Genomic DNA, 13,816 nt, shown 5'->3' with positions numbered 1-13,816 from the left:
CGCTCCGGGCACCCCGGTCGCTCCGGGTACTGCGGGATCGCCCCCGTTGACCCCGGCCCCCGCTCCCAGACCCGGCCGCACCCGCGTCCAGGACCCGGTCAGCCCCGGGTCGGGCACGGGGGCCCGGACGGCGGACGTCGCCCGGATGTCGGAGATCCTCGGCCCCGGCCCGATCGGGACGGGGGCACCCGCGAGTCGTACGGGTCCGGGGTCGGGGGACCCGACGGCGACGGGGAACGGCGCGGGCCCGGCCGGCCTCGGAGGTACTACGGGTACTACGGGATCGTGCGCCGGCGGAGGCGGCAACGCGGGCCGACCCCCCAGATTGACCCCGCCCCCACTGCGCCCAGGAGTCCCCGCGGGCTTCGGCGCCCGTCCACCCCTACGGGTCTCGATGAGGGCGACGGCCTTCTCCGGCAGCCAGGCCGAAGCCGTCCCGCTGTCGTCCGACCCCGACCCGAACAGGTGCGGCGCGAGCTGCGCCTGGAGGTCGGCGGGGTTCGGCCGCGCCGTCGCCTCCATCTGCATGCACGACTCGATGAGCGGCCGGAGCTCGTCCGGCAGCCCCTCCAGGTCGGGCCCTTCCCGCAACAGCATGAAAACGGTCTCTACCGGATTCGCCCCGTGGAACGGCGGATGCCCGGTCGCCGCGAAGACGAGCATCGACCCGAGCGAGAAGACGTCACTCGCCCCGGTCACGCTCCGGGAGTCCTTCGCCTGCTCCGGCGACATGTACGCGGGCGTGCCGACGGCCACGTTCGTCATGGTCAGGCGGGTGTTGGAGACCCCGGAGGCGATACCGAAGTCGATCACGCGGGGCCCGTCCTCGACGACGAGGACGTTCGACGGCTTGAGGTCGCGGTGGACGAGCCCCGCGCCGTGGATGGACTGGAGCGCCTCCGCGACCCCGGCCGCCAGCCACCGCACCGCCTGGGCCGGCATCGGCCCGCAGTCGTTCACTATCTCTTCGAGGGAGGGCGCCGGGACGTACGCGGTCGCCAGCCACGGGACGGCCGCGCGCGGATCGGCGTCCACGACGGCCGCCGTGTAGAAACCGCTTACCGCACGTGCCGCCTCGACCTCGCGCGTGAACCGCACGCGAAAGAGCTGGTCCTCGGCGAGTTCGGTACGCACCGTCTTGATCGCCACGCGCCGGCCCGACGCGGAGCGCGCCAGATAGACCAGCCCCATGCCGCCGGCCCCCAGCCGTCCCAGCACCTCGAACGGCCCGATCCGCCGCGGATCGTGCTGCGTCAGCTGATCCACCACTTGCCTGCCACCTCCCCGTACGGGCCGCGCAAGCCACGTTTCCACGCGACCCCGTGCAGCGTCTCACCACCGCACCGCCATGGCGGCACGCACCCCCGATTCTTCCTGGCCGGGCGGCTGGTTGCGAACCCGGTGAAAAATAGGGCGCTAATTCATCTACCGGAAGATTTCCGGCAAATCAACGCCGGATCGCCTTCGGTCCGACGTCGTTTCACGCCGTTTCGACGCCGAAACAGTGGTTCTCACCGCTGCAACAACGCGAAGGACGCCCCTTGATTGTCCGACACGACGGCCGCGACCCCGTAGGACGTCGGGAACGGCCCCGCCTGGAGCCGCCCGCCGAGGCGCTGGACGGTCCGGACGGCGACGGCGCAGTCCTCCACCCCGAAGTGGACGACGAAGTGCGGGGGCATCTCGGCGGGGAAGACGTCGGAGACGGGGGCCCGGCCGAAGTCGGGGCGGGCATCAGGGCCGAAGAGGGCCTCGTGGAAGAGCCCGCCGTAGAAGGAGTTCACGGCGTCGATGTCCCGGGCGTACAGCTCGGCCCAGACGAAAGTACTAGGGGTGTGACGGGCCCCGAAGCCGGGGTGCCGCTCCCCCTGCCAGAGCCCGAAGACGGCCCCCTCGGGGTCGGTGACCAGGGCGGCGGTGCCGAGCCGGCCGACCGGGAAGGGCGCCATGACGACCTGGCCGCCGACGGCGACGATGCGTCCGGTGGTACGGCGGATGTCGGGGGCGGCGAAGTAGACGGTCCAGACGGTGGGCATCCGGCCGTCCGACTTGGGAGACAGCGCGGCAACCGCTTTCCCGTCCTTTCTGGCCCACAGCGAGCCGCCGTGGGCCATCCCGGGGTCGTCGGGCCCGGTGAAGGTCCACCCGAAGAGCTCACCGTAGAAACGTTTTCCCGCGTCGAGGTCGGCGAGCTGGGCGTCCACCCAGCAGGGCACGCCCTCGCCGTAGGCGCCCGCGTGCGAGACGCCGCCCTCTCCGTACCCCGATGCCCTGTTTTCGGCCATGCGCCCAAAGTAACGGCGCGGCCCGCACCGCGCAGACCAGCGAGACCCTCCTCCAGAGCAAGGTGCACCCCATTTGGATCGGCCGAATCGCGCTCCGATCACCCCTCGGTAAGCTGACGGCATGACAGGACAAGTGCGTACCGTCGACGGCCGCGTAGCCGGTCGGCGTGGGCAGGCCACGCGGCAGAAGCTGCTGGACTGCCTCAGCGAGATGCTCAGCTCCTCTCCTTACCGGGACGTCAAGGTCATCGATGTCGCCCGGAAGGCGGGCACTTCGCCCGCGACCTTCTACCAGTACTTCCCGGACGTCGAAGGCGCCGTCCTGGAGATCGCCGAGCAAATGGCCACCGAGGGCGCGGGGTTGACCGAACTCCTCGAAGGCCGCTCGTGGGTCGGCAAGGCCGGCTGGCAGACCGCCCAGGAACTCGTGGACGGTTTCCTGGAGTTCTGGCGGAAGAACGAGGCGATCCTGCGCGTCGTGGACCTCGGCGCGGCCGAGGGCGACAAGCGTTTCTACAAACTCAGGATGAAGATCCTGAACTCGGTGAACAACTCCCTCTCGGGCGCGGTCGCCGAGTTGCAGTCCAAGGGCAAGGTGGACAAGGACGTGAACCCGGCGGCGGTCGCCGGTTCTCTCGTCGCCATGCTCGCGGCTGTCGCCTCGCACCAGAAGGGGTTCACCACCTGGGGTGTGAAGCAGGCCGAACTCAAGCCGAATCTGGCGCTGTTGGTGCACCTCGGCATCACCGGCAAGAAGCCGACGAAGTAGGCGTGCAGACCTGACTCGTCCTGTCTCAGCGGGCGGTGGTTCACCTGGGTGGGCCATCGCCCGTTGCCGTCACCTGCCGGCGGGACCGCTCCCGGCGGTGATCCTGAACAGGCGGATCTCACGGTCGATCCGCGCCTGGTACGTCGCGTAGGGCGGCCAGAAGGCGAGTGCGGCCTTCCATGCCGTGGCCCGCTCCTCCCCCGCCAACAGCCGTGCTGTGACGGGGATTTCGGTGCCTTTCCAGTGGACCGAGGCCTCCGGGTGGGCGATGAGGTTCGCGGTCCACGAAGGATGCTGCGGGCGGCCGAAGTTGGAGCCGATGAGCAGCCAACTCCCGTCGCCCTCCGGCATGCAGGCGATCGGCGTACGCCGGGCCAGCCCGCTGCGGGCGCCGGTCGAGGTGAGGATCACCCCCGGCAGCATTTGCGCGCTGAGCAGCACCTTGCCCCGGGTGAGGCGGTGGACGGCGCGGTCGAGCGCGGGGATGAAGCGCGGGCCGACCTTGCTGAACGTCCTTGTGGAGGACATGCGTTGGACGAGCCGGACGCCGATGCTGCTCACGCGGTGACCTCCTGCGGCCGGAAGATTCCTGCGGCGTCGGCGGCCCACTCCCGGAGCCGGTGAGCCGGCCCGAACAGCAACTCGTCGCCGACCGCCCGTTTGAAGTACAGGTGCGCGTCGTGCTCCCAGGTGAACCCGATACCACCGTGCAGTTGGATCCCCTCGGCGGAAGCGAACCGTAGCGCGTCCAGCGCCCGCGCGAGGGCAAGTGCCCCAACTCCCTCCCGCCCGGCCGCCCAAGCGGCGTAGTACGCGGCCGAACGGGCGGTTTGCACCTGCGTGTAGACGTCCGCGAGCCGGTGCTGCACAGCCTGGAACGACCCGATCGGCCGCCCGAACTGCTCACGCCGTTTGACGTGTTCGACGGTCATCTCCAGCACCCGCCCGGCGGCCCCGACGGCCTCGCAGGCGAGGTGCGCCGCGAACAACTCCCCCGCCGAGGCGAGCGCGGGCAGCACATCGGCGTCGCTCCCGAGCAATTCGGCGGGCACGTCCCTCAGTTGGACGCGCCCCAGTGGCCGGGTGACGTCAAGTGCGGTATGCCGCACCCGCGTCAGCCCGACGGCATCCCCCCGGACGACGAACAGCCGCACCCGCGACCGGGCGAACCCCCCGCAGTGCGCGGCCACGATCAGCAGCCCGGCACTGTGCCCGTCCAGGACCCGCACGACCTCGCCGTAGAGCCGCCAGTCATCGCCCTGGGGCCGGGCCTGCACGCCCCCGGAGCGCCCTCCCCCCGCCCAGTCGCCGTCGTTCCCGCCGGTCAGGGCGAGGGCGACGACCGGAGCGGCGAGCGTGGCGGTGAGGTGCCCGGCGGCGATGCGGGGCAGGAGAGCCGCCCGCTGCCCGGCACTGCCGAGGGCGTCGACGAGCGGCCCGGCGAGGACGCTGGTCGCGAGGAGGGGGGACGGCGCCAGGGCGCGGCCCAGTTCCTCTCCGGCGAGCGCGAGTTCGAGGGCCCCGCAGCCGACCCCGCCGGACGTCTCCGGCAAGGCGAGGCCGGGAAGCCCGAGTTGGGCGGAGAGCGCGCTCCACAGGGCGGGGTCGTATCCGGCGGGGGTCTCGGCCGCCGCTCTCAGTTCGGTGGATCCACAACGTTTTCCGAGGAGTTCGCGCAGGGTGCGCTGGATCTCGTGCTGTTCGGCGGTGAGGCTGGCGTCCACGGGTCCCCCAGAGCTCAACATCTGACGATCCGTCATATCAAAGCGTCGGCGCATAGAGAAGAGAGCCGATCTGATATACCGTCAGATCCCATGACGCGCAAGGTAGCTGTGGTGGGCGCCGCCCTCTCCGACTGCGGTCGCCTCGACGACACGACCCCCTACGCCCTGCACGCCCAGGCGGCCCGCCGCGCGCTGGCCGACGCCGGGCTCGACCGGAGCCTGATCGACGGCTTCGCCTCCGCCGGCCTCGGCACGCTCGCGCCGGTCGAGGTCGCCGACTACCTGGGGTTACGGCCGACGTGGGTCGACTCCACCTCCGTCGGCGGCTCCACCTGGGAGGTCATGGCCGCCCACGCCGCCGACGCGATCGCCGCCGGGCACGCCGACGTCGTCCTGCTGGCGTACGGTTCGACGGCGCGGGCGGACGTCCGGGCAGGGCGGCGGACCGGGACGCTGTCCTTCGGCAGCCGGGGGCCCAGCCAGTTCGAGGTGCCGTACGGGCACACGCTGATCGCGAAGTACGCGATGGCCGCCCGGCGGCACATGATCGAATTCGGCACGACCGTCGAGCAGTTGGCGTCGGTGGCGGTCCAGGCCCGCGCCAACGCGGCACTGAACCCCGAGGCGATGTTCCGGACACCGATCACCGAAGCGGACGTGCTGGACGGCGAGTTGATCGCCGACCCCTTCACCAAGCTGCACTGCTGCCTCCGGTCCGACGGCGGGGCGGCGGTGCTGCTGGCGGCGGAGGAGTATGTGCGGGACTGTCGTTCGGCGCCTGTGTGGGTGCTCGGCAGCGGGGAGCACGTGTCGCACGCGAGCATGTCGGAGTGGGCCGACTTCACGGTGTCGCCCGCCGCGGTGAGCGGCCGGATCGCCTTCGAGCAGGCGGGAGTCACGCCCTCCGAGATCGACTTCGCGGAGATCTACGACGCGTTCACCTACATGACGCTGGTGACCCTCGAAGACCTCGGCTTCTGCGCGAAGGGCGAGGGTGGGGCCTTCGTCGAGAAGGGCCGACTCCTGGTCGAGGGCGGGGAGTTGCCGGTCAACACGGACGGGGGCGGGCTGTCGGCCCAACATCCCGGTATGCGGGGGCTGTTCCTCCTGGTCGAGGCCGTCCGGCAGCTTCGCGGCGAGGCGGGGGCGAGGCAAGTCCGCGCTCGGGACGGGGACTTGCCTCGGTTGGGGGTGGCGTCGGGGACGGGCGGGTGGTTCTGCTCCTCGGGGACGGTGGTGTTGGGAAGGTGAGGTGAACTAACGGACGGTGTAGCCGCGGGTGATGAGCTGCGGTTGGACGCCCTCTCCCCCTTCACGGGCCGGAATACCCGGCCCCCTCCTCTGAACCCCTCTCGCAACGCCGAACGGGGCGCCCGCCACCCGGCGGACGCCCCGTTTCTCAACCGGCTGCTACTCCCCGCGTCGGCGGCGCACCGCCAACAGCAGGCCCCCGCCCGCCGCGGCCAGCGACACCGCAAGTCCGATGAACAGCGGGTTGAAGTCGTCGCCCGTGTCCGGGAGTTCCGGCACCGGCGGCGGCTCCGTCGTCACCGTGACGGTCGAAGTCGGCGGCACCGGGGGCTCGTTGCCACCCGGCGTCTTCCCGGTGCCCGTCGCCGCGTTGCTGAGCTTGCCGGACTTCGCGTCCGCCTCGGTCACGACGTACGTGGCCGTGCAGGTGACCCGCTGGCCGGGGATCAACTTCGCCGCGGCGTCAGGGCAGTCGATCGCGGACACCTTGCCGGTGCCGGTGAACTCCGTCTCCACAGGCCGGACATCGGACAGCGTGACGTTGCCCGTGTTGGCCAGCAGGAACGAGTACGTGATCGTGTCGCCCATCTTCACCTTGCCGCTCGGCGACGCGGTCTTCGTCACCTTGAGGCCCGGCTTCGGGTCCGTGGGGACCGTGGTCGTGCCCGGAGGTGAGGTGACCGGCGTGTTCGGGCCGAGGGGCGGAACGCCGGTGACGGTGGCCGAGTTGGAGATCTTCCCGGCGTCCACGTCGTCCTGGGTGACCTGGTAGGTCGCCGTACAGGTCGCCGAGGCACCCGGCGCGAGGGACTGCGTCCCGTCGGGGCAGGACACCTCGGACAGCTTGCCGGTCCCGGTGAACTCCCCTTCGTGGACGGCCACATCCTTCATCGTGACGTTGCCGGTGTTGGTCACCACGAACGAGTACGTGATCGTCTCGCCGAGCACCAGCTCGGTCTTGTCGGCGGACTTCACGACCGACAGCCCCGGCCTCGGATCCGTCGGCACCTTCGTCGTCCCCGGCGGCGAGGTGATCGGGTCCCCGCCGAGCGGCGGCTCCCCGGTGACGGTCGCGGAGTTGGCCAACTGCCCAGCGTCCACGTCCTCTTGGGTGACGACATAGGTCGCCGTGCAGGTCACCACCGCACCCGGCGCCAACGACTTCGCCGCGTCGGGGCAGGAGGGCGCCGACAGGACACCCGTCCCGTTGAAGTCCCCTTCCTTCACCGTGATGTCCGTCAGCGTGACGTTCCCGGTGTTCGTCGCCTTGAAGGAGAAGGTGATGGTCTCGCCCGCCACCAACTCCTGCTTGTCGGCGGTCTTTTCGACCTGGAGACCCGGCGTCTGCGTCCCCGTGACCGTGTTCGGCTTGGTCGGCGGCGACGTGATCGGCGTGGTGGTGCCCGGCGGAACGCCGTTCCCTGTCGCCGTGTTGGTCAACTTGCCCGCGTCCACGTCGGCTTGGGTGACGACGTAGGTCGCGGTGCAGGTCACCGAGTCACCCGGCGCCAGCGACTTCGCCCCGTCCGGGCAGGAGATCTCGGACAGCTTCCCGGTCCCGGTGAAGTCCCCCTCCTGGATGGAGACGTTCTTCAGGGTCACGTTCCCGGTGTTCGTCGCCTTGAACGAGTACGTCACCGTCTGCCCGACCACCAGGTCCGTCCGGTCGGCCGTCTTCTCCACCTTCAGACCCGGCGTCTGCGTCCCGGTCACCGTGTTCGTCGGTGTCGGCGGCGAGGTGACCGGCGTGGTCGTGTTCGGCGGTACGCCGGTCCCGGTCGCGGTGTTGGTGAGCTTGCCCGCGTCCACGTCCGCCTGCGTGACGACATAGGTCGCGGTGCAGGTCACCGAGGCCGCCGGCGCCAGCGACTTCGCCCCGTCCGGGCAGGTGATCGCCGACAGCTTGCCCGTACCGCTGAAGGTGCCCTCCTTGACGGTGACGTCCTTCAGCGTGACGTTCCCCGTGTTCGTCGCCTTGAAGGAGTACGTCACCGTCTCCCCGGCCACCAGATCGGTCTTGTCGGCGGACTTCTCCACCTTGAGACCCGGCTTGGGCGTACCCGTCAGGGTTGTCGTACCCGGGGGGTAGTCCTGCGGGGTGGTGTTGTTCGGGTTGTTGGGGTTAGGGGGCGTACCCGTAGGGGTCGCGGAGTTCTCGATCTTGCCCGCGTCCACGTCCGCCTGGGTGACGACGTAGGTCGCGGTGCAGGTCACCGAGGCCGCCGGCGCGAGGGACCGCGCCGCGTCCGGGCAAGTGATGTCGGAGAGCTTCCCCGTCCCGCTGAAGTCGCCCTCCTTCACCGACACGTCCTTCATCGTGACGTTCCCGGTGTTGGTGACCTTGAACGAATACGTCACCGTCTCCCCGGCCACCAGGTCGGTCCGGTCCGCCGACTTCTCCACCTTCAGCCCCGGGGTCTGCGTCCCCGTGATCTTGGTGGGTGTGACCGGCGGCGACTCGACCGGCGTCGTCGTGTTCGGCGGAACGCCGGTCCCCGTCGCCGAGTTGCTCAGCGAACCCGCGTCCACGTCGGCCTGCGTGACGACGTACGTCGCCGTACACGTCACCACCGCACCCGGCGCCAGCGACTTCGCCGCGTCGGGGCACGTGATCGCCGACATCGTCCCCGTACCGCTGAAGGTGCCCTCCTTGACGGTGACGTCCTTCAGCGTGACGTTCCCGGTGTTCGTCGCCTTGAAGGAGTACGTCACCGTCTGCCCGAGCACCAGGTCCGTCCGGTCGGCGGACTTCTCCACCTTCAGACCCGGCTTCTGGTCCACGTTCACCGTGGTCGTCCCGGGCGGCGAGGTGACCGGGGTGTCACCCTGCGGAGGTACGCCGGTGGCGGTGGCCGAGTTGGTGATCTTCCCGGCGTCCACGTCCGCCTGCGTCACCGTGTACGTCGCCGTACAGGTCACCGAGGCGCCCGGCGCCAGCGACTTCGCGCCGTCCGCGCACACGATCGCCGAGAGGGTACCCGTACCGCTGAAGTCCCCCTCCTTCACCGAGACGTCCTTGACCGTGACGTTCCCGGTGTTCGTCACCGTGAAGGTGTACGTGATCTCGTCCTTGAGTACTACGGACGTCTTGTCGGCCGTCTTCTCGACCTTCAGCGCCGGCTTCTGCGTCCCCGTGACCGTGTTAGGCGGACTCGGCGGCGACTCGACCGGCGTGGTGGTGTTCGGCGGGACGCCGGTAGCGGTCGCGGTGTTGGTCAACTTACCCGCGTCCACGTCGGCTTGGGTGACGACGTAGGTGGCCGTGCAGGTCACCGCCGCACCCGGCGCGAGCGAACCGCTCGGGCAGGTGACGGCCGACATCTTCCCGGTACCGCTGAACTCGCCTTCCTTGACGGCGATGTTCTTCAGCGTGACGTTCCCGGTGTTGGTGACCTTGAACGAGTACGTCACCGTCTGCCCGGCCACCAGGTCCGTACGGTCCGCCGACTTCTCCACCTTCAGCGACGGTGTCTGCGTCGCCGGCACCTTGGCGGTGGAGGGCGTCGAGGTGATCGGCGTCGTCGTGTTCGGCGGAACCCCGCTGCCCGTCGCGGTGTTGGAGATCGTCCCCGCGTCCACGTCGTCCTGCGTGACGGTGTACGTCGCCGTACACGTCACCGACGCGCCGGGCGCCAGGGACTGCGCCGCGTCGGGGCAGGTGACCGCCGACATCGTCCCCGCGCCCGTGAAGTCGCCCTCCTGGACGGAGACGTTCTTCAGGGTCACGTTGCCCGTGTTGGTCGCCTTGAAGGAGTAGGTGATCGTCTGGCCGAGCACCAGGTCGTCCCGGTCGGACGTCTTCACCACCGTGAGCGCGGGCTTCTGCGTACCCGTCAGGGTTGTCGTACCCGGGGGGTAGTCCTGCGGGGTGGTGGTACCCGGAGGCGTACCCGTAGGGGTCGCGGAGTTGGTCAGCCTGCCCGCGTCCACGTCCGCCTGCGTGACGACATAGGTCGCCGTGCAGGTCACCGCGGCGCCGGGGGCCAACGGGCCGCTCGGGCAGGTGATCGCGGACATCGTCCCCGTACCGCTGAAGGTGCCCTCCTTCACCGAGACGTCCTTCAGCGTGACGTTCCCGGTGTTGGTGACCTTGAAGGAGTACGTGACGGTCTGCCCGACGACCAGGTCCGAGCGGTCCGTCGACTTCTCCAGCTTGAGGCCGGGCTTCTGGTCCACGGTCACCGTGGTCGTCCCAGGCGGCGAGCTGCTCGGCGTGGTCGTCCCCGGCGGAACGCCCGTGCTGGTCGCGGAGTTGGTGACCTTTCCGGCATCCACATCCGCCTGCGTGACCGTGTACGTCGCCGTGCACGTCACCGACGCACCCGGTGCGACCGACTTCGCGTCGTCCGAGCAGACCGGCGCCGACATCGTCCCCGTACCGCTGAAGTCCCCCTCCTTCACGCCGACGTCCGTCAGCGTGACGTTGCCCGTGTTCTTCACCGTGAAGGTGTACGTGACGACGTCCCCGAGTACTACGGACGTCTTGTCCGCCGCCTTCGTCACCGTCATCCCCGGCTTCTGCGTGCCGGTGACCGTGTTGGGTGAGCTGGGCGGCGAGGTGACCGGCGTCGTCGTCCCCGGCGGGACGCCGGTCGCGGTCGCCGTGTTGGTCAACTTGCCGGAATCCACGTCGGCTTGGGTCACCGTGTACGTCGCGGTACACGTCACCGCCGCACCCGGCGCCAGCGAACTCGCCCCGGCGGGGCAGGAGATGGCCGACATCTTCCCGGAGCCGGAGAACGAACCCTCCTGCACGGCCACGTTCTTCAGCGTGACGTTCCCGGTGTTGGTGACCTTGAACGAGTAGGTCACCGTCTGCCCGGCGACCAGGTCCGTACGGTCCGCCGACTTCTCCACCTTCAGCGACGGCGTGCGCGTCCCGGGGATCGTCGTCGTGGACGGCGTCGACGGGGGTACCGGCGTGCTGCTCTGCGGCGGAACGCCGGTCACGGTCGCGGAGTTGGAGAGCCTCGCCGCGTCCACGTCGTCCTGTGTCACCTTGTACGCCGCCGCACAGGTCGTGGTCGCGTTGGGTGCCAGCGTCGTCGTCGGGCAGGTGATCGCCGACAGCGTGCCGGTACCCGTGAAGTCGCTCTCCTTCACGGCGATGTTCTTCATCGTGACGTTGCCGGTGTTCGTCACCTTGAAGGAGTAGGTGATCGTGTCCCCCAGCACCAGGGACGTCTTGTCGGCGGACTTCACGACGGTCAGCGCGGGCTTCTGCGTCCCGGTGACGGTCGTAGTACCCGGGGGTGAGGTGATCGGTGTGGAGGCGCTAGGGGGTGTCCCGGAGACGGTCGCCGAGTTGGTGAGCTTCCCGGCGTCCACATCGGCCTGTGTGACGGTGTAGGTCGCCGTACAGGTCGTCGAGGTGCCCGGCGCCAGCCAGTTGCTCGGGCAGGTGATCGCCGAGAGCGTGCCGGTGCCGCTGAAACCGCTCTCGTTCACCTTGAGGTTGGTGATGGTGACGTTGCCGGTGTTCGTGGCTCTGTAGGAGTACGTCACCGTCTGGCCGACGACCAGATCCGTGCGGTCCGTCGACTTGGCGACCGTCAGCGCGGGCTTCTGCGTCCCGGTCACCGTGTTCGTCGGGCTCGGCGGCGACGAGATCGGCGTGGTCGTGCCCGGCGGAATGCCGGTCGCCGTACCGGAGTTGGTGAGTTTCCCGGCGTCCACGTCCGCCTGCGTCACCCGGTAGGCCGCCGTGCAGGTCACCGACGCGCCCGGCGCCAGCGAGCCTCCCGGGCAGGACACGGCGGGCGTGCCGCCGGTGCCGGAGAAGTTCGTCTCCTTCACCGTGACACCCGTGAGGGTGACGTTGCCGGTGTTCGTGGCTCTGTAGGTGTACGTGATCGTCTGGCCGACGACCAGGTCCGTGCGGTCGGCGGACTTCGTCACCGTCAGCGCGGGCCGCTGGTTCGTCGTCACCGTCGTCGTCGCGCTCGGCGGTGAGGTCACCGGGGTGCTGGACCTCGGCGGGGTGCCGCTCGCGGTCGCCGTGTTGGTGATCTTCCCGGCGTCCATGTCGGCCTGCGTCACCCGGTAGCTCGCCGTGCACGTGACCGACGCGCCCGGTGCCAGCGAGTTCGCGCCGCTCGGGCAGGAGACGGCCGGAGTGCCGCCGCTGCCCGAGAAGTCGGCCTCCTGCGCGGTGACGTTGCTCATCGTCACGTTGCCGGTGTTCGTCACCCGGATCGAGTAGGTGATCGTGTCGCCGACGACCACGTTCGTCTTGTCCGCCGACTTCGCCACCGTCAGCGCGGGCCTGGCGTTGAACGGCACGACGGCGGTCGACGGGGAGGAGGTGACGGGGTTGCCGTTGTTCGGCGGATTCCCGGTCGCCGTCGCGGTGTTGGAGATCGAACCGGCGTCGACGTCCGCCTGGGTGACCGTGTAGGTCGCCGAGCAGGACAGTGAAGTCCCGGGCGCCAGCGCGACGTTCTCACACGTAACGGAAGGGGTGCCGCCGCTGCCGGTGAACGCGGTCTCGTTGATCCGCGTCGAACCCAGCGTGACGTTACCGGTGTTGGTGACCCTGAACGAGTAGTGCAGGGTCTGTCCGGCGTTCAGGTCGCCCGTCTCGGCAACCGTCTTCTGCACGGTCAGCGCCGGGTTCTGCGCGACGGTCACCGTCGCCGTCGAGGAGTTCGAGGTCGGCGCGGACATCCCGCTCGGCGGGGTCGCCGTCGCCGTCGCCGTGTTGCTGACCCGGCCGGCGTCGATGTCCGCCTGGGTCGCCGTGTAGGTCACCGAGCACGTCACCGACGCGCCCACCCCGACGGTACCCGTAGGACAGGAGGCCGAGGGCCGGGACCCCGTACCTGAGAAGGAGGACTCGTTGATCCTCGGGTCGGTGACGGGTACCTCTCCGGTATTGGTCACCTGGTAGGAGTACGTGACCGTGTCCCCGGGCCGGGAGATCCGGTTCGGGGAGGCGGACTTGGTGAGGGAGAGGGAGGCCTGAGCCGGGGTGATACCGAGGATCTGGCCCCAGCCGTCGGTGTTGGTACCGGTGCCCTCGTACCCGTAGTACAGCGTCAGGCTGGTGATCGTCGCCGTCGTAGTACTGACGTCGTACGCACCGCAGCCGAAGGCGACACAGCTGTCGGTGCCCACGCTGGCACTGTTGGTGTACTGGCCCGCGTTGGCGATACCCACCGTCTGGCCGCCGTTCCACATCCCCATCCGCGGGCTCTGTGAGCCGGAGGAGTCCAGGCTGAAAGTGCCGGACGCCAGCGTGATCGGATGGTCGTGGTAGCTGGCGATGGTCGTGCCGCCTGTAAGGGCTCCGACGTCCGCCACGTACAGGACCGGCGTCTTCACCGGCCGGGAGAAGGTGTAAGTGACCGAACCACAGCCGCTCGTCGCGGTGTTCGTGCAGTTCGTGACGGAGTACTTGAGCGCCGCTGTACTGCTGCTGGGCAGGTAGAACGGCCGGGCGCCACCGTACATGACGTCACCCTGTCCCCCGCCGGTCACCGGCCCCGAGGCGGTCGCGGTCACCACGACGCCGCTCGGCGTCGTCCCCGTCGCGGTGTTCCCGTTGACCGACCAGCTCGCCGGGTACTCCGACCCCGCCGGAACGGCCGCCGCCGTGGAAACCCACATCGGCGGCAGCCATGACAGGAGCAACGCGAGGACGGCCAGGAGGGCGGCGAGTCCGCCACCTCTCCAGCGCGCCGTTCCGCTCTGACGCCTCATCAACTACTCCCGCCTCTCGCCCGACCAGCGAAAACTCCCGTCATGATCGCTATCTCTTACCATCGGGATTTAATTAACCAGAAAGG

At 69.7% G+C, this 13,816-nt stretch carries 7 protein-coding genes; 2 read left to right on the top strand and 5 right to left on the bottom strand.

Annotated elements, in window-relative coordinates; genetic code table 11:
- A partial coding sequence (locus tag ACVNF4_RS08680) for a serine/threonine-protein kinase (protein ID WP_461802113.1) occupies positions 1-1,269 on the bottom strand: 1,269 nt, incomplete at its 3' end.
- A 242-nt stretch (positions 1,270-1,511) separates the two neighbouring features.
- Entirely contained in the window at positions 1,512-2,285 is a 774-nt protein-coding gene (locus ACVNF4_RS08675) for a VOC family protein (RefSeq protein WP_461802112.1), read from the bottom strand.
- A gap of 133 nt (positions 2,286-2,418) precedes the next feature.
- Here ACVNF4_RS08675 and ACVNF4_RS08670 point away from each other — a divergent pair, with 133 nt between their 5' ends.
- Positions 2,419-3,054: a TetR family transcriptional regulator gene (locus ACVNF4_RS08670; RefSeq protein ID WP_461802115.1), complete on the top strand. Its 636-nt coding sequence runs from the start codon at positions 2,419-2,421 to the stop codon at positions 3,052-3,054.
- 69 nt (positions 3,055-3,123) lie between these two features.
- Here ACVNF4_RS08670 and ACVNF4_RS08665 read toward each other — a convergent pair whose 3' ends face one another.
- Both ACVNF4_RS08665 and ACVNF4_RS08660 read right to left on the bottom strand, forming a co-directional pair.
- Positions 3,124-3,582: a nitroreductase family deazaflavin-dependent oxidoreductase gene (locus ACVNF4_RS08665; protein WP_461802114.1), complete on the bottom strand. Its 459-nt coding sequence runs from the start codon at positions 3,580-3,582 to the stop codon at positions 3,124-3,126.
- Between the two features lie 29 nt (positions 3,583-3,611).
- Positions 3,612-4,778, bottom strand: a complete 1,167-nt coding sequence (locus ACVNF4_RS08660; protein WP_461802111.1) for an acyl-CoA dehydrogenase family protein — start codon at positions 4,776-4,778, stop codon at positions 3,612-3,614.
- Positions 4,779-4,868: 90 nt separating this feature from the next.
- Here ACVNF4_RS08660 and ACVNF4_RS08655 point away from each other — a divergent pair, with 90 nt between their 5' ends.
- Positions 4,869-6,029, top strand: coding sequence for a thiolase C-terminal domain-containing protein (locus ACVNF4_RS08655; protein ID WP_461802110.1), 1,161 nt, complete (start codon positions 4,869-4,871; stop codon positions 6,027-6,029).
- 159 nt (positions 6,030-6,188) lie between these two features.
- Here ACVNF4_RS08655 and ACVNF4_RS08650 read toward each other — a convergent pair whose 3' ends face one another.
- Positions 6,189-13,730, bottom strand: coding sequence for a DUF7507 domain-containing protein (locus tag ACVNF4_RS08650; RefSeq protein ID WP_461802109.1), 7,542 nt, complete (start codon positions 13,728-13,730; stop codon positions 6,189-6,191).
- Positions 13,731-13,816 lie beyond the last annotated feature (86 nt).

It is taken from the genome of Streptomyces sp. S6, assembly GCF_054880855.1.
The sequence above is the reverse complement of the archived record's forward strand: the minus strand, read 5'-3'. Positions and strand labels throughout refer to the sequence as shown.

What these genes read in the sequence shown, in the direction of transcription:
- ACVNF4_RS08675 (WP_461802112.1), bottom strand. Translation starts at nt 2,285, where the DNA reads ATGGCCGAAAACAGGGCATCGGGGTACGGAGAGGGCGGCGTCTCGCAC.
- ACVNF4_RS08665 (WP_461802114.1), bottom strand. Translation starts at nt 3,582, where the DNA reads ATGTCCTCCACAAGGACGTTCAGCAAGGTCGGCCCGCGCTTCATCCCC.
- ACVNF4_RS08655 (WP_461802110.1), top strand. Translation starts at nt 4,869, where the DNA reads ATGACGCGCAAGGTAGCTGTGGTGGGCGCCGCCCTCTCCGACTGCGGT.
- ACVNF4_RS08650 (WP_461802109.1), bottom strand. Translation starts at nt 13,730, where the DNA reads ATGAGGCGTCAGAGCGGAACGGCGCGCTGGAGAGGTGGCGGACTCGCC.